The sequence below is a fragment of the Cellulomonas fulva genome (genome assembly GCF_018531375.1).
In the GTDB taxonomy this organism is placed as follows: domain Bacteria; phylum Actinomycetota; class Actinomycetes; order Actinomycetales; family Cellulomonadaceae; genus Cellulomonas; species Cellulomonas fulva.
In genome coordinates this window covers 1118880-1134763 of the sequence record NZ_JAHBOH010000001.1, presented here as the reverse complement: position 1 = coordinate 1134763, position 15884 = coordinate 1118880, and the positions used below count along the sequence as shown (strand labels likewise).

Here is a 15884-nt window from a genome sequence, read left to right as displayed (position 1 = left end):
CCGCCCTCCAGCGGCCGTCCCCCGAGTCTAGGGAGGAACGGCCTCCGCGCCACCCCCGGCGAGATGTTCTGACGTTCTGTGTCAGACTGTCAGCATGCCCAAGATCATCGGCGGGTCCCTGCACGAGCACCGCGAGCAGACCCGGCAGAAGCTGTTCGCAGCGCTGTCGACGCTCATGACCGAGCAGGGGTTCGACGCGATCACGCTCGCCGAGATCGCGCAGTCCGCCGGCGTGGGCCGCACCGCGGTCTACAACCACTTCCCGGACAAGGAAGCCCTCCTGGTCGGGTTCATCACGCACGAGACCGAGCAGTACGCCGCGACGCTGCAGCGCTCGCTCGACGACCTCGACGACCCGGTCGAGCGCCTGCGCACCTACGTCAGCCAGCAGATCCAGCTCAAGCGGGTCTACCACCTGGCCCCCGGGCCCGAGCTGCGCTCGGTGCTGTCCCGCCAGACCCAGGCGCGCGTGCGCGAGCACGTCGTCGTCGTCGAGCGCATCCTGCGGGACATCCTCACCGACGGCATCGCGTCCGGCGTGTTCCCCGACCAGTCCCTCGAGACGACCGTCCCGCTGGTGAACGCGTGCCTGTCCGGCCGCGGCGTGCCCGACGACGGCCCCGAGCGCGAGCGGGCGATCGAGCAGACCGTCGCCTTCGTCATGCGGGCCGTGGGGGTGCCCGACGAGATCGCGACGGCGCTGCCGGCGGCCGGTGCCGGCACGGAGCCGGAGCGCGCGGACGCGCACGACGAGCCCGCCGAGGCGCCCGTCGCCGTCCCGGCCTGACCGCGTGCCCCAGGACCCCCGCCCGTCCCGCGGCGGCCGAGCCTCGTCGGGCCGCGCCCGGCCCGGCGGCCGCGGCCGACCGGCACCGGACCGGCGCGCACCGGACCGGCGCACCCGCGGCACCGCCGGCGCCCGTCCCGCCGCGACGGCCCGCGTCGAGCTCACGTTCCTGCCCGGTCTCGCGGACGTCCTGTCCGACGAGGTCGGCGAGGTGCTCGGCGCCCGCGCGCGACCCGTCGTCGGGCGGGACGACGCGCTCGTCGTCGACGTCACCGCGCTCGCGGAGGTCCGCCGCCTGCGCACGGCCGTCGCCGCGTTCGTCGTGCTGCACTTCGACGTCCCCCGGCCCAAGGCGCTGCTCAGCGGCGAGCACCTGCAGCGCGTCGTCGACGCGGCGTACGCGTCGCTGCGCGTCGCGGGCTCGTCGACGTTCCGCTTCGAGGCGGCGGGCTCGGACTCGTCGGTGTTCGCGCGCCTGGCCGCGGAGCTCGCGGCCGCGACCGGCCTGAAGCACGACGAGCACGAGGGCGAGCTCGTCGTGAAGGTCCGCCGCGGCGCACGCCGGCCGGCCACCGACGCCGACCCGGGCTGGGACGTGCTGGTGCGCGTCGGCCCGCGGCCGCTGTCCGCGCGCACCTGGCGGGTGACGGACTACCCGGGCGCGGTCAACGCGACCATCGCCGCCGCCATGGTCCGGCTCGCGGGCGCACGGGACGACGAGCGCGTGCTCAACCTCATGTGCGGCTCCGGGACGCTGCTCGTGGAGCGCCTGCTCGCCGCCCCGGCGGCCTCGGCGGTCGGGATCGACCTGGCGGACGACGCCCTGGCCGCCGCGCGCGACAACCTCGAGGCCGCCGGCCTGGCCCGCCGCGCGTCGCTCGTCGCCGCCGACGCCCTCGAGCCCGGCGCCTGGCCGGAGGGCACCGCGCCCGCGGACCTGCTGCTCGCCGACCCGCCGTGGGGCAGCCTGCACGGCTCGCACGCCGCCGCCGCGCAGGTCCACTCCGGGCTGCTGCGGGCGGCCCACGCCGCCGCGGCCCCGGGCGCGCGGCTCGTCGTGCTGACGCACGAGGTCAAGGTGATGGAGGCCGCCGTGCGCGACGCGGCCGGCCTGTGGCGCGCGCGCGAGCCCCTCCGCGTCTTCGCCAAGGGCCACCACCCGCGCATCTGGCTCCTCGACCGCGTCTGAACCGGGCGCGGGTCGCGTCGATCACGCGCTCGACGAGCGGCCGCGTCAGCGACCGGGACGCGCCCGCGGCGCCAGCGCCGCCTCGACCCGGTTCTGCTCGTCGATCCAGGAGTCGATCCCGGTCCAGTGGTCGAACAGCCAGGCCTCCTGCTCGTCGCGCCCACGCGGCACGTCCTGCGGCAGGACCGTCCAGCCCTTCATGACGATGCGCTTGTCCATCGGCAGCTCGCGCCAGACGTCCCGCACGGTGACGAGCCGGTCGAGGCCGGTGTGCGCCACGAAGACGACGCCCGCGGCCGGGGCCGCGTCGACCGCCGCGAGCAGCCCGCCCGCGTGCGGCGCCATCACGTTGGTCATCTGCTCCGCCTGCGCCGCCAGCTCCGGCTGGCCGTTGCGGCGCAGCGCCTCGATGCGCGCCAGCCGGCGCCGGGGCGTGACGTTGCCGCCCTCCGGGAAGATCAGCAGCGCGTCGTCGCCGTCGAGGTCGCTCGCCAGCCGCCCCACCGCGGCCGAGAGGCCCGGCGCCCCCGGCCGACGCGTCGAGTGCGGGGTGATGAACTGCATCGGCAACCGGTTGAGCAGCACGTCGACCGCCGGGTCCCACTGCAGCGTGTCCTTCAGGACGATGCGCGGCTCGCGGGCGAACCAGTTGAGCAGCGCGTGCACCAGGATGAACGAGTCGCCGGGGCCGCCGTGCCGGCTCGCGACCAGCACCGGCTGCCCCTCGAGCGTGCGCCCCAGGTCCGCGTCGACGATGTCGATCTGGAGCCGCAGCGTCCACCGGACCTGCCAGAACAGGATCCGCATCATCGCGCCGGCGAACACGTAGTGGGCTCGTCGGAACGCGGGCCGCTGGAGCTGCCAGCCGAATCCGCTGCCCACCCACAGCGCGAACGCCACCACGAGGATCGCGGCGTCCCAGTAGAGGTAGAACAGCGCCATCCAGACCGCGCGCACGATCCGCAGGCGGCCCGGCAGCAGCCACGTCATGACCGCGCCGACGAACGCGGCGACCAGCACGCCCACCGGCAGCACGACGAGCGCCAGCAGCACGACGAGGGGCGCGAGCACCACGCGGCGCACCCACCGGGGCGGCAGGCGCCAGGTCATCGCGACCCCAGGTAGGCGCTCGTCGCGTCGTAGGCCGCGTCCATGCGCGCCCGGACCGCGTCCATGCGCCGGTACGCGCTGATCTTGTCGTCCCCCTTGGCGGGACCGCCGCTGGGCAGCACGTGCACCGTGACGCCCTCCGGCACCTCGTCCATCTCCCGCGCGAACCGGTGCCGCCGCGCGATCTCGAAGCTCACCCGCGCGACGTCCGAGGGCTTGTCCGGCGCGACCAGGGCCTCCTCGATCCGGCCGACCTGCAGCACGTACACGGTGGTCGCGCCGCGGCGCCACGCCTCGCTCATGGGGATCGAGTTCACGAGCCCGCCGTCCACGAAGTGCTCGTCGCCGATCTGCGTCGGCGGCAGGATCCCGGGGACCGACGACGAGGCGAGCACCGCGGGCACCACCGGCCCGGAGTCGAACCAGCGCTCGGCGGCCTTCTCGATGCACGCCGCGGCCACCGCGAGGGGCAGCCGCAGGTCCTCGAACCGCGCGTCGGCCCCGATCATCTCCTCGAGCAGGGCGCGCAGCGGGCCGGGGTCGTTGAGGTGGGTCTTCGACCGCGCGAGCCGCCGCAGCTGCTTGCCCCACGAGTCGCCGTAGACGGCGCCGGCCTCGGGCGAGGCCCATGCCTGCGCCAGGCGCTCGACCACGCCCGACGTCGGGTCCGCCGCGACCGCCGAGCCGTTGATGGCCCCGATCGACGTCCCGACGACGAGGTCCGGCACGACCCCGTGCTCGAACAGGGCGCGCAGCATCCCGACCTGCACGGCCCCGCGCACGCCGCCGCCCCCGAGCACCAGCCCCACGGTCATCCCGGCATCGTGGCACACCGGGGGTCAGGTGAGGGTGAGGGTGGCGGCGGTGGTGAGGAGCTCGTCCAGCACCGCGGCCACCGCCGGGCGGGGCTCGTGGCGCGTCGCGCGGTGGCGCACGACGAGCCGGCGGGAGCCCAGGCCCGGCACCGTCGCGACCGTGACGCCGTCGGGCAGGTCGCCCTGCAGCGCGAGGGCGGGCAGCAGCCCCACGCCCTGCCCCGCGGCGACGAGCGCGAGCGCGACGTCGAAGTCGTAGTAGACGTGCCGCGTCGTCAGCGGTCCGACGAGCGTGCCCACCCGGGCCAGCGCACGCGCCGCGGCCGTGCCGGGCTGCGACTCGAGCCAGGTGACCCCGGCCAGGTCCGAGAGCTGGGTGGGCGTCGCCACGCTGGCGGGCAGCACCAGCCGCCACGGCTCCTCGAGCAGCACCACGTCCTGCTGCCCCCGCGGGGTGTGCGCGTCCGCGTCCTCGTCGCGCTCGATCAGCACCAGGTCCGCGTCGCCCTCGCGCAGGCGACGCAGCGCGTCGGCCGACTCCCGCTCCTCCACCGCCACCTCGATGCCGCCGTGCCGTTCCGCGAGCATCCCCAGCGCGGGCGCGAGCACCGCGCGGATCGCGGTCTGGAAGCCCACCACGGTGACCCGGCCGGCCAGCTCGCCGCCGAGCGCCGCGAGCTGCTTGCGGGCCTCGACGAGCTCGGACTCGATCCGCTCCGCGGCCTCGGCCAGCACGCGCCCGGCGGCCGTGAGGGTCGCCCCGCGGGGGCCGCGGTCGAGCACCGCCACGCCCTCCTCGGCCTCGAGCCGGGCGATCTGCTGCGACACCGCCGACGGCGTCACGTGCAGGACGTCGGCGGCGGCCAGCACCCCGCCGGCGCGGTGCACGGCGAGCAGGAAGGACAGGCGTCGGGGGTCCGCTGGCACCGGTTCGTCCTCATTCAGTTCGGCTGAATCCCAGGGTGAGAATCATTCGATTGTGCTGAATCATATCCAGCCCCACACTGGTGCTCGCCGAGCCGCGTCCGCGCAGCCCACCGGCCCTCCCCTCCCCTGCACGTCCTCCTGGAGCATGCCCGTGTCCACCTTCATCACCGCGCTCGGCTGGACCGGCGCGGTCGTGTGCCTCACCGCCTACGTCCTGGTCACCCGGGGTCGCTGGGCTCCGACCTCCGGCCGGTACCAGCTGGCCAACGTCGTGAGCGGCGTGATGATGGGCACGGTGGCGGCGAGCAGCGGCGTGTGGCCCTCGGTGTTCACCAACCTGGTCTGGGCCGCGGTCGCCCTCCACGCGGTCACGGTCGTCCTGCGCGCCCGCCGAGCACGCAGGGCGCGCCGCGTCGTGGAGACGGCGATGCTCGAGGTCCCGGTCGAGCTCGCCGCCTGATCGGCTCCGCCGCCTGAACGCGCGGGCAGTCCCATGCGTCCCGCTCCCTACCCACGCACCATCCGACCGACGCCCGCACAGGGCGTCAGTAGTTCACCGAGTCGTCAGAGATCTCTGACGACTCTGTCGACGCTCTGACGACCTCGCCGAGAGGTCACCTCACGCCCGGTCTGGCCGGGTGGCGCGTGGCGGGGCTGGGAGAGGCGAGGATGGGGGCGTGAGCGGACGACTTCCTCGGGTGCGGGCCTCGGAGCTGGTGGGGCGCGGGTGGCTGAACACCGGCGGCAAGGACGTGACGCTCGCGGACCTGCGCGGCAAGATCACCGTCCTCGACTTCTGGACGTTCTGCTGCATCAACTGCCTGCACGTCCTGGACGAGATGCGCGAGCTCGAGGCCGAGTTCTCCGACGTGCTCGTCGTGATCGGCGTGCACTCGCCCAAGTTCGCGCACGAGGCGGACCCGGACGCCCTCCGGGCCGCCGTCGAGCGGTACGAGGTGCACCACCCCGTCCTCGACGACCCGCAGCTCACCACGTGGCAGGCCTACACCGCGCGCGCGTGGCCGACGCTCGTCGTCATCGACCCGGAGGGCTACGTCGTCGCGCAGATGGCGGGCGAGGGTCACCGTCACAACCTCGAGGTGCTGGTGCGCGAGCTCGTCGCCGAGCACGACGCCAAGGGCACGCTGCACCGCGGCTCGGGCCCGTACGTCCCGCCCGAGCCGACGCCGGGCACGCTGCGGTTCCCCGCCAAGGCGGTCGCGCTGCCGGGCGGCAACCTGCTGGTCGCGGACGCCGGTCACCACAGCCTCGCGGAGCTCGCTCCCGACGGCGAGACGCTGGTCCGGCGCATCGGCTCCGGCGAGCGTGGGCTCGTCGACGGCGGGCCCGACGCGGCGCGGTTCAGCGAGCCCAACGGCCTGTGCCTCGTGCCCGACGAGCTGCGCGCGTGGCTCGACTACGACGTGCTGGTCGCGGACACCGTCAACCACGCGCTGCGCGGCGTCCGGCTCTCCGACGGCGCGGTGACGACCGTCGCCGGGACCGGCGAGCAGCTCATGGTTGGCGCCGCGGACAACGTGTCCGCGGCGCTCGGCGGCGGCACGGGTGCGGGCTGGTCGGGTCCCGCGCAGGGCGTGCGGCTCTCCTCGCCCTGGGACGTCGCGTGGTCGCAGGAGTGGGGCGCGTTCGTCGTCGCGATGGCCGGCAACCACACCCTCTGGGCGTTCGACGCCCAGGAGGGTTCGGTCGCGCACGTCGGCGGCACCATGAACGAGGGTCTGCTCGACGGCCCGCTGCCCGACGCGTGGTTCGCGCAGCCGTCGGGGCTGGCCGTCGGACCGGGCGGGGAGATCTGGCTCGCGGATTCCGAGACGTCCGCGCTGCGGGTCGTGACGCCGGAGCACGCGAGCGCCGGCGGCGGGGCGGTGCGGAGCGTCGTGGGCGCGGGGCTGTTCGAGTTCGGCCACCGGGACGGCTTGGCCGACCAGGCGCGGTTGCAGCACCCGCTCGGCGTCGCCGTGCTGCCGGACGGGTCCGTCGCGGTCGCCGACACCTACAACGGCGCGGTCCGCCGCTACGACCCGCTGACCGACGAGGTCACGACGATCGCGTCGGGTCTCGCCGAGCCGAGCGGGCTCGTCGTGCTGCACGACGGACCGGACGCGACGCTGCTCGTCGTCGAGTCCGCCGCCCACCGTCTGACGCGGCTGCCGCTCGCGGGCGTCGCGGGCACGGCCGTCGACGGCGGGGTGCACCACACGCAGCGGCCGGTCACGGACCTCGCGCCGCGCGTGCGGCTCGACGTCGTGTTCACCCCCGCGACGGGGCAGAAGTACGACGACCGGTTCGGCGCCTCGACGCGGCTGCAGGTGTCCGCGACGCCGCCCGCGCTGCTGCTCGAGGGCGCGGGCGACGACGTGCCGTTCGAGCGCGACCTCGTGCTGGACCCGAGCGTGGGCGAGGGCGTCCTGCACGTCACCGCGCACGCGGCGTCGTGCGACGACGACCCCGCGATCGAGTACCCGGCGTGCCACCTGAACGCGCAGGACTGGGGCGTGCCCGTGCGCGTCGCCGACGCCGGGGAGGCGATGCTGACCCTCCCGTTGCGCGGCTGACCGCGCCGCCCGCCGGCTCAGCCGGTCAGGAGGCGCCCTCGACCGCGACCGCGACGAGCGCGTGCAGGGCCGTCGAGACCGCCTGGCCGGTCGCGGCGCTCGCCGACGCACCGACCTCGACCACCCACGTCCCGTGCGCCACCCGCGTGACGGTCTGCTCCCGCTCCGTGTCGGCCGGGCTGCCGCCGCGGGCCACGGCGGCCTCGTCGCCGTCGCGCTGCATCAGGACCGCCCAGTCCGACCCGCCCAGGGTCTCGGTGGTCGCCGCCGCCATCGCGCACAGCCGCGGGACGATGCCGGACTGCGCCGCGGTGATCGAGGCGGCGCCCGCGACCACCACGCGCTCGGCCGTCACCGCGGGGTCGGCGATCGGCACCGCGGACTTGCGGGCCCGCGCGCGGGCCCGCTTGACCCGGTACTGCGCGATGTCGGCGCGGCGGAACAGGTGCCGCGCGGACACCTCCCCGCTCACCGCCGTCGAGGCGAGCCCGTAAGAGATCGCCGCGCCGTGGGGCAGCGGGAAGTCCGCGGTGGTGGACGCCATCACCTCCGAGACCTCGGACCGGTGGTGGCCGACGACGACGAGGCAGAACTCGTCACCCCCCAGCCGGGCCGCGGTCGAGCCGGGCAGCCGGTCCGCCGCGCGGCGCAGCACGTCCGCGACGGTCCGCAGCAGGTCGTCCCCCGACTCGTGGCCCAGGCGGTCGTTGACGCGCTTGAGGCCGTCGACGTCGCACATGACGATGCAGACCTCCTCGCCGGACTCGAGCGCGGCCTCGGCCGCGGCGTCCGCCACACGGCGGTTGACCAGGCCGGTCAGCGGGTCGTCGGCCACCAGGTGCCGGATCTGCGCCTCGAGGTCCACGCGCGCGATCGCCCCCGCCGCGAGCGCGCCGATGACCTCGGCCCGCGCGACGTCGTCGACCGTGAACAGCCCGTCGCCCGGCTCGCGCATGGCGAACAGCTGCCCCCACACCGTGCCGTTGACGACCACCGGGACGCCCAGCGAGCTGGAGCCGCCGACGTCCTTGAGCGTCGCGACCTCGATGGGGTCGCCCGCGCCCTCGTCGCCCGGCTCGATCGGCTGGCCCGTGATGTCCTGCGCGTGCGCGACCCAGCTCTCCCGGTCTCGGATCAGCCGCCGCAGGGCGGGACGCTCGTCGGCGCGGTAGGACGTGCGCAGGCGCCACGCGTGACGCTGGTCGGTGGAGGGCGGCTCGACGACGAGGACGTGGCACGTGTCCTGCTCGATGCGGCACATGCACGCCCGGCGAGCGCCCAGGAGCTCGAGCCCGAGCTCCGCCGCGGTCTGCACGACCTCCTCGAGGGTGCGGCAGCGGTCCAGCCGGTGGGCGGCCGCCGCGAAGCCCCGGGCACCACCGATCGCGGCGGCGGCTCGTCGGCCCCCGCGCGCGCCAGCCGTCGCCCTCCGCGTCACGGAGACATCATCACCTGTCCGGGCCCGCGATGGGCGACCGAGAAGCCCAGAATCACTCGTTCCGCCGCATTCGCCCCACTTCGGTCACGCCGGCAGGTGCCGCTCCCCCAGCTCGGCGAACATCCGCTGGTTCAGGGAGAAGGCGACCTGCGCCTCCGCGACCACGGCCGCGCGCTGGTCGGCGTCCAGCGGGAGCCGGTCGAGGCGCTCGCGGTAGACGTCCTTGAACGGCTTGAGCTTGTGGATCTCGGGGAAGTCGTAGAACGCGACGCCCTCGTCGGACAGGCCGTAGTGGCGCTGCACCATGCGCTTGACCACCTGGCCGCCCGACAGGTCGCCCAGGTAGCGCGTGTACGCGTGGGCCGCGTAGGTGGCGAGGTCCGACGAGCACGCGGCGAGGCGCTCCGCGTATGCGCGCGTCGCCGGCAGGAAGGTGACCCGGTCCGCCCAGTCGGTGCCGACCAGGAACGCCAGGTCCCGCTCGATGGCCGGGACACGCGTGAGCTCGTCGAAGACGAGGCCGTGGTCGCCGCCCGCGGCACGCAGCTCGGCGCCGGCCCGCTCGAGCGCGGTGTAGATCGCGAGCTGCTGGACCGCGAGAGCCGTGTACGCCGCCCGGTCGAGGTCGCCGGCCAGCAGCCGCTCCACGAACGCCATGCCCTCCGCCTGCCCGTGCTGCTCGCGGGTGCCCTCCCGGAGGGCGACGGACAGCGCGGGCTCCGTGGTGGCGGCCGGCGTCGGAGTCGGCGCGGCGTCGACCACGGGGTCGACCACGGGGTCGACCACGGGGTCGGCGGTGTCGGCCTGCGGCGAGGCGGTGGTGGTCACGGCGGTCCCTCTCGTTCGTCGGCGCCCGTTCGTGACGTGGCGTCAGGAACTCTACGGCACGAAGTAAGGATTGCCTATCCTACCGCTCGCCGCCCTTGGGGACCTGATGCGCGACGAGCGCCGAGCGGGCTGGCCGCTCGGCGCTCGTCGTGCTCGTGCTCGTCGTCCCCGTCACACCGTGGGAGGTGCGGGGGGCACCTCCCGGTGCTCGACCACCGCGGTGTGCGAGGTGTTGCTGCGCTGCGCGTTGATGATCAGGGCCAGGACCAGCATCAGCGCACCGGCGCCCATGCAGATGTACCCGATCAGCTCCAGGTTGACCCCGTCGATCGCGTCACTCACCGCGAAGGACAGGATGGCGCCGATCACGATCAGCGCGATTCCGCCGCCGATGCCCATGGGTTCTCCTCCTCGTCGGTCGGCCGTGTCGGCCGGTCTGAGGCTGGGAAGTCTTCTCGCGTGGGCCGCTCAGCGCGCGTCGAACGCCCCTTTCATCCCAGTACGTCCGGGTATCCGGGGCGCTTTCCGTGGCCGTCCCCCGCCTCGCCCGCGCCGTGGTCACCCGTTCGGGCAGGCACGTGCTCGGCGAGGAAGGCGGTGACCACCTGGTACCAGACCACCGCGTGCTGCGGGCTCAGGACCCAGTGGTTCTCGTCCGGGAAGTACAGGAAGCGGTGCGGCGACCGGCCGTCCTCGTCGGCCGGGAGGCCGGACTTCGCGAGCAGCTCGTACCACAGGCGCAGGCCCTCGCCGATGGGCACGCGGTAGTCCTTGTCGCCGTGCACGACGAGCATGGGCGTCACGATGTTCTCGACGTGCCGGTGCGGCGAGCTCTCGAGCGCCATCTCCGGCGTCATCTCGCGCTGCCAGTAGAAGGACGCGTCCGTCGTCGGGCCGAACTGGTCCAGCGCCCACAGGCTCGCGTGCGTGACGATCGCCCGGAACCGGTCCGTGTGGCCGGCCACCCAGTTGGCCATGTAGCCGCCGAAGGACCCGCCCATCGCGGCCGTGCGGGTCTCGTCGACGTCCGCGCGCGCCTCCGCGGCGTCCGTGATCGCCATGAGGTCCGTGAACGGGGCCCGGCCCCACGCGCCCCAGCCCGCCTGCACGAAGTCCTGGCCGTACCCCGTCGAGAGGGCCGGGTCCGGCAGCAGCACGGCGTACCCCTGGGCCACGAGCAGCCACGGGTTCCAGCGCCACGACCACGCGTTCCAGGAGCCGAGCGGGCCACCGTGGATCCACAGCAGCAGCGGGGCCGGCGCGCCTGCGTCCGCGCCCTCCGGCAGCGCCAGCCAGGCGCGCACGCGGCGGCCGTCCTGGACCGTCGTCTCGACCTCCTCCAGCCGGCCGGGGAGCTCCGGCGTCGGCGCGGGCGAGCGCAGCGGGACCGCCTGCGTCGGGACGGCCGTGAGGTCGATCCGGACCGGGTGCGCCGGGGCCAGGTACGACGAGCGCAGCGCGTACGCCGTGCGGCCGTCGGGGGCCACCTGCACGTCGGTGAACGCCGCGTCGTCGCTGGTCACGCGCGTGATCGTGTCGCTGGCGGCGGCCCCGTCCTGGCGGGTCGCCAGGTCGATCCGGAAGATCGGCGAGCGTCCCTCGTCGTCCGCGACGACGAGGAGGCCCGACGAGTCCGGCAGCCACACCGGGCTGCCCGGCCAGCGGTCCCACTCCGGCGCGAGCACGCGCGGCTCGCCGCCGGCCAGCGGCACCAGCGCCAGCCCCGAGCGCGGTGCCCGGTGCGGCGTCGAGATCGTCTCGTAGCCGTAGACCACCCAGCGCCCGTCCGGCGAGACCACCGGCGACCAGGCGTCGACCTCGTCGTCCGCGACGAGCGTGCGGCGCGCGCCGCTCGCCACGTCGATCGCGACGATCCGGCTGCGCTGGTCCGCCCGCGCCCGCGGCTCGGTCCAGCCCGTGACGATCGTCGTGCCGTCCGGCGAGACCGCGGGCGTCTGCTCGACGAGCGCCGCGCGCGGCTGGGGCGTGCGGTCCACCAGCTCGAGCCGCGCCTCTTCCTCGCCCGCCAGCGGCGCCTCGTCGTCGCCCGTCACCAGCCCGGCCAGGTCGGCGCTGAACACGTGCGGCTGGTCCGGGCCCAGGTCGTGGTCCCAGTACCGGACCGGGTAGCCGTCGTGCAGGATCGCCGCGACCTTCTTGTCCTTGCGCTCCTTGCGGAGCTGCTCGTCGTGCTCCGCGTCCGTGGCGCCCGGCAGCACGTCGCCCGTGACGATCAGGACGTCGGCGTCCGTGGCGACCTTGACGCCACCGAGCCCGCCCTTGCGCGCCGCGACCACACGCGCCTCCGCGCCGTCGCGGGGCAGCAGCCACAGCGCGGGCGGGCCGTCGTCGTCGCCGTCCTTCGCGTCCGGATCGGGGCGCGCGCTCGTGAACAGCAGGTCGCCGCCGCGCGTGAACGCCGCTCCGCCCTCGCTCTTCGCCGAGCGGGTCAGCCGCCGCGCCGGCCGCTCACCGGTGGGGTCCACCTCCCACAGCGCCGTCAGGTACTTCGTCTTCTTCGAGTCGAGCGTCGCCACGCCGGTCACCAGCCGCTGCCCGTCCCCGGACAGCACCAGCCCGGACACCCGAGGCACCCCGACGTACTCCTCCACGTCCCACCGATCCACCATCCCCCCGTCCTACCACGCCACCCCACCCACCCCCGCTCACCGCACCCCACCCACCCCGCTCACCGCACCCGTCCCACCCCTCCCGGCCCCCGCCACCCCCACCGGCCGAGAACGTCATCTCTCCAGCTCTGGCGTCTCAAAGCCGGAGAGATCGCGTGGTCGCCACCACCCCCTCGCCGGCCCCCCAACCCACGAGATGGCACGTGATCGCCACCCCCACGCCGAGAACGCCATCCCTCCGGCTCTGTCCCCTCAGAACCGGAGCGATCGCGTGGTCGCCACCACCCCCTCGCCGACAACGTGATGTCTCCGGGCCTGGCGTCTCAGAGCCGGAGAGATGACGTGGTGGACGCCCGGGCCGGGCCGAGCTCTGGCTCCCTAGGGCGTTGCGGCGTCCACAAGATGCGGGTGGGGTCGCCCGAGCGACCGCGCGATGAGGTGTCATCACGCGATGCGGACGGTCGTGCTCCCGGACTCCCTGCTCGCGCTGGCTGCGCAGCAGGTGGGCCTCGTGTCGGGACGCCAGTGCGACGAGCACGGGGTCGGTCGGGACTCGCGGACCCGGCTCGTCGCGAGCGGGCGGTGGCGCCGGGTCACCTCGGGCGTGCTCGACGTCAGGCCGCCGGGAGCGCCCACGCTCTCCCCCGACGACCGGCGGCTCCGCGCGGCGCTTGCGGGTCTCCTCGCCCTCGGGCCCGCGGCGATCGCGGTGGGTACGTCAGCGCTCGTGCTCCATGGTGTCCACGGCCTGCCGGTCCACCTGCAGCCCGAGGCGGCGGTTCCTGGCGGGGTGCACCGCCGATCCCGGGACGGCATCCGCCTCCGCCAGTACGCGTCGGTCCAGCCTCAGGTCGTCGCGGGCCACCGCTCCGCGTCCCTCGTCGACGCGCTCGTCGAGGCGCTGCCGGAGCTGCCGCGCCGGCACGGCCTGGCCGTGATGGACGACGTGCTGCACCGCGGTGCACTCGCATCCGACGCGGTTCCGGAGATCGAACGCCGGATGAGGGGCCGACGGGGGGTGGCGCGCGTCCGGACGTGGTGGGGCCACATCGACGGTCGAGCGGAGTCACCCTTCGAGAGCTTCGCCCGGCTCGAGTGCCTCGATGACGGGCTCGTGCCCGACGAGCTCCAGCTGGAGATGGTCCTCGGTGACGGGCGCGGCCTCGTCCGGGGCGACATGGCGTGGCGGCTGCCCGGCGGCCGCTGGCTGCTGGTCGAGCTCGACGGCGACGAGTTCCACTCCGGCCCGGCCGCGGTCCTGGCCGACCGCGACCGTCAGAACCGCATCGCGCTCTCGGGCCGCGCGGACCTGCTCCGGTTCGCCTACCCCGACCTCGGCACGGGTCGAATTCCACGAACGGTCTGCTCGGCCCTCCCCCCGACCACGCGATCCCTCCGGCTGTAAGGCGCCAGACCCGGAGACATGACGTTCTCAGCGAAGGGGGTGGTGGCGACCACGCGATCTCTCCGGCTACGAGCGGTCAGACCCGGAGACATGACGTTCTCGGCGAGGGGGGTGGGTGGGGCGCCGGTGGGTGGGTCAGGACTTGGGGAGGGACTTGAGCATGGCGTTGTAGGCGTCGAGCTCGGGGTCCTCGGTGCGGGTGCGGCGGTCGCGCTGGCGGGCGCCGCGCTCGTCGTCGCGGGCCCAGGCGATGGCGACGCCCACGGCGACGGCGAGGGTCGGCAGCTCGCCGATGCCCCAGGCGATGGCGCCGCCGGTCTGCTGGTCGGCGATGGCCGAGGCGCCCCACGGCCGGCCCATCAGCCCGAACCAGTCGGCCACCAGCAGGGACTCCCCCGAGACGAGGGTGACGCCGAAGAACGCGTGGAAGGCCATGGTCGCGAAGAGGGTGAGCAGCCGCTGCGGGTAGCCCAGCCGCCGCGGCCCGGGGTCGATGCCGATCAGCGAGTTCACGAACAGGTACCCGACGGCCGTGAAGTGCACGACCATGAACAGGTGCCCCACGCTGCTGCGCAGCGACCACTCGAACAGGCCGGTGTAGTAGAAGACCAGCATCGACCCGACGAAGTTCACCGCCGCGACCACGGGGTGCGCCAGGAGCTGGCCGACGCGGCTGTGCACCAGGGTGAGGAGCCACTCACGCGGCCCGCGCGAGGCGTCGCCGGCCAGCGCCACCGACCGCACGGGCAGCGCGCGCATCGCCAGGGTCACGGGCGCGGCGAGCACCAGCAGCACGGGCACCACCATGGCGAGCACCATGTGCTGCACCATGTGCGCGCTGAACAGGATGTGCCCGTAGGTCGAGGGCCCGCCGTTCGTCGTCCACAGGAAGACGAGCATCCCGACGGTCCACGACGCCGTCCGCGCCCAGGGCCACGCGTCCCCGCGCCGGGCGAGCCGGCGGGCCCACCGCCAGTACACGACGAGCGCGGCGACGGCGACGAAGGCCAGCACCAGGTCCCAGCGCCACTGCGTGAACCACTGCGCCCAGGTGAGCTCCGGCGGCAGCTCGTGGCCGGTGATCTGGTAGGCCGGGGTGGGCGCGGCGGGCGGGTCCTCGGGCACGGGCGGGGCGGTCGAGCCGAGCGCCACGGCCACGCCGGAGACGGCGCCCATCACCACGAGCTCGACGAGCACGAGCCGCCAGAACAGCCACGTCCGCGGCTCGGGCGTCGCGGACAGCCCGACGATGGTGCGGCGCCGGTGCGCCAGCCCCAGTCCGGCCAGCACGACGAGCAGCACGGCCTTCACGACGAGCAGCTGGCCGTACCGGGTGCCGAGGTCCGCCCACGAGCCCAGCCGGATCCAGCCGTTGACCAGGCCGGACACCGCGACCGCGACCAGGCACCAGCCGGCGATCGCGGAGTACCGCGCGACGGCCGGCGCCAGGTCCCGCCCGACCGACCGCACCAGCAGGGCCAGCGCGACGAGCGCCCCGATCCACACCGCGGCCCCGACCAGGTGGACGAACATCGCGGACGTCGCGAGATCGTGGCTCGCGGCCCCCGCGGCGTGCCCCAGCTGCGCGAGCTGCCACAACGACACGACCGCCAGCGCGAGCGTCCAGGCGGCGCCCGTGGGCGTCCGCACGACGAGCGAGAGCGCGGTGACCACGGCCGCGAGCACGACCGCGGACGCGAGGGTGCGTCCCTGCTCGATCTGCGAGACGTACAGCCACAGCTCGTCGCCGAACGTCGGCTCGGCGGGCGAGCGGCCGGCGACGTTCGCATAGCTGAGGACCAGGTGCAGCACCGAGGTGACGGTCCACGCGGCGGCGGACCAGGCGGCGACGCGCAGGCTGACCGGGTAGGCGGACCCGTCCGCCCGCGGCACGCCCGCGCGCACGCCCCGGCGGGACACCGCCTCGTCGTCCCGCCGTGGCAGGACGCACACCGCGAGGACGAGCGCACCCACGACGACCGCGCCCACCACCTCGGTGAGCGTCTCCACCACCGGCAGGCCCCAGCGCACGACCGCGCCCGCGTCCCGGACGAGCGAGGGCAGCGCCGCACCGGTGAACCAGGTGCCCACGACGACCCCGACGAGCGCCGCGGCCACGAAGAGCGCGGCGAACCGCGCGACGCGCCACGGACCCGGCCGTCGGACTGGTGCTGCCACG

13 protein-coding genes are annotated in these 15884 nt (G+C 74.9%); 5 read left to right on the top strand and 8 right to left on the bottom strand.

Translation table 11 applies throughout. The features are described from left to right. Positions 1-94 precede the first annotated feature (94 nt). Complete coding sequence (locus KIN34_RS05000) at positions 95-787, top strand: TetR/AcrR family transcriptional regulator (RefSeq protein WP_237689044.1); 693 nt, start codon at positions 95-97, stop codon at positions 785-787. A 4-nt stretch (positions 788-791) separates the two neighbouring features. Beyond that, positions 792-1976: a methyltransferase gene (locus KIN34_RS04995; protein ID WP_214347545.1), complete on the top strand. Its 1185-nt coding sequence runs from the start codon at positions 792-794 to the stop codon at positions 1974-1976. Positions 1977-2021: 45 nt separating this feature from the next. On the opposite strand, the gene KIN34_RS04990 is transcribed toward KIN34_RS04995, so the two are convergent. From KIN34_RS04990 to KIN34_RS04980, 3 genes are read right to left on the bottom strand one after another with little or no spacing between them, the layout of a single operon-like run. Continuing rightward, entirely contained in the window at positions 2022-3086 is a 1065-nt protein-coding gene (locus KIN34_RS04990) for a 1-acyl-sn-glycerol-3-phosphate acyltransferase (protein ID WP_214347542.1), read from the bottom strand. Next, positions 3083-3901 carry a patatin-like phospholipase family protein gene (locus tag KIN34_RS04985; protein ID WP_214347539.1) on the bottom strand — a complete coding sequence of 273 codons (819 nt, stop codon included), beginning with the start codon at positions 3899-3901 and terminating at the stop codon, positions 3083-3085. The genes KIN34_RS04990 and KIN34_RS04985 overlap by 4 nt, the downstream gene beginning before the upstream one ends. 24 nt (positions 3902-3925) lie before the next feature. Then, positions 3926-4828, bottom strand: coding sequence for a LysR family transcriptional regulator (locus tag KIN34_RS04980; protein ID WP_214347536.1), 903 nt, complete (start codon positions 4826-4828; stop codon positions 3926-3928). A gap of 151 nt (positions 4829-4979) precedes the next feature. Here KIN34_RS04980 and KIN34_RS04975 point away from each other — a divergent pair, with 151 nt between their 5' ends. Together KIN34_RS04975 and KIN34_RS04970 are read left to right on the top strand one after the other, a co-directional pair. Beyond that, positions 4980-5288, top strand: coding sequence for a CBU_0592 family membrane protein (locus tag KIN34_RS04975; protein ID WP_214347533.1), 309 nt, complete (start codon positions 4980-4982; stop codon positions 5286-5288). A 217-nt stretch (positions 5289-5505) separates the two neighbouring features. Continuing rightward, positions 5506-7404, top strand: a complete 1899-nt coding sequence (locus tag KIN34_RS04970) for an NHL domain-containing thioredoxin family protein (protein WP_214347531.1) — start codon at positions 5506-5508, stop codon at positions 7402-7404. A 25-nt stretch (positions 7405-7429) separates the two neighbouring features. Here KIN34_RS04970 and KIN34_RS04965 read toward each other — a convergent pair whose 3' ends face one another. The 4 genes from KIN34_RS04965 to KIN34_RS04950 all read right to left on the bottom strand — a co-directional run bounded on the left by KIN34_RS04965 (position 7430) and on the right by KIN34_RS04950 (position 12300). Then, on the bottom strand, positions 7430-8842 hold the full coding sequence (locus KIN34_RS04965; protein WP_214347530.1) for a GGDEF domain-containing protein: 1413 nt from the start codon (positions 8840-8842) through the stop codon (positions 7430-7432). Between the two features lie 84 nt (positions 8843-8926). Further along, on the bottom strand, positions 8927-9670 hold the full coding sequence (locus KIN34_RS04960) for a biliverdin-producing heme oxygenase (protein ID WP_307858093.1): 744 nt from the start codon (positions 9668-9670) through the stop codon (positions 8927-8929). Between the two features lie 171 nt (positions 9671-9841). Next, positions 9842-10069 (bottom strand): DUF6458 family protein, encoded by a 228-nt coding sequence (locus KIN34_RS04955; RefSeq protein WP_214347528.1) that lies wholly within the window; start codon positions 10067-10069, stop codon positions 9842-9844. A 92-nt stretch (positions 10070-10161) separates the two neighbouring features. Next, entirely contained in the window at positions 10162-12300 is a 2139-nt protein-coding gene (locus tag KIN34_RS04950; protein WP_214347526.1) for a S9 family peptidase, read from the bottom strand. 451 nt (positions 12301-12751) lie between these two features. Between KIN34_RS04950 and KIN34_RS04945 the strand changes: the two genes are divergently transcribed. Continuing rightward, positions 12752-13705: a type IV toxin-antitoxin system AbiEi family antitoxin domain-containing protein gene (locus tag KIN34_RS04945; protein ID WP_214347524.1), complete on the top strand. Its 954-nt coding sequence runs from the start codon at positions 12752-12754 to the stop codon at positions 13703-13705. 135 nt (positions 13706-13840) lie between these two features. Here KIN34_RS04945 and KIN34_RS04940 read toward each other — a convergent pair whose 3' ends face one another. Continuing rightward, positions 13841-15883 carry a bifunctional copper resistance protein CopD/cytochrome c oxidase assembly protein gene (locus KIN34_RS04940; RefSeq protein WP_307858092.1) on the bottom strand — a complete coding sequence of 681 codons (2043 nt, stop codon included), beginning with the start codon at positions 15881-15883 and terminating at the stop codon, positions 13841-13843. Position 15884 lies beyond the last annotated feature (1 nt).

Excerpts from the sequence above, each read along its gene's own strand:
- KIN34_RS05000 (WP_237689044.1), top strand. The coding sequence starts at position 95 with ATGCCCAAGATCATCGGCGGGTCCCTGCACGAGCACCGCGAGCAGACC.
- KIN34_RS04990 (WP_214347542.1), bottom strand. The coding sequence starts at position 3,086 with ATGACCTGGCGCCTGCCGCCCCGGTGGGTGCGCCGCGTGGTGCTCGCG.
- KIN34_RS04985 (WP_214347539.1), bottom strand. The coding sequence starts at position 3,901 with ATGACCGTGGGGCTGGTGCTCGGGGGCGGCGGCGTGCGCGGGGCCGTG.
- KIN34_RS04955 (WP_214347528.1), bottom strand. The coding sequence starts at position 10,069 with ATGGGCATCGGCGGCGGAATCGCGCTGATCGTGATCGGCGCCATCCTG.
- KIN34_RS04950 (WP_214347526.1), bottom strand. The coding sequence starts at position 12,300 with ATGGTGGATCGGTGGGACGTGGAGGAGTACGTCGGGGTGCCTCGGGTG.
- KIN34_RS04945 (WP_214347524.1), top strand. The coding sequence starts at position 12,752 with ATGCGGACGGTCGTGCTCCCGGACTCCCTGCTCGCGCTGGCTGCGCAG.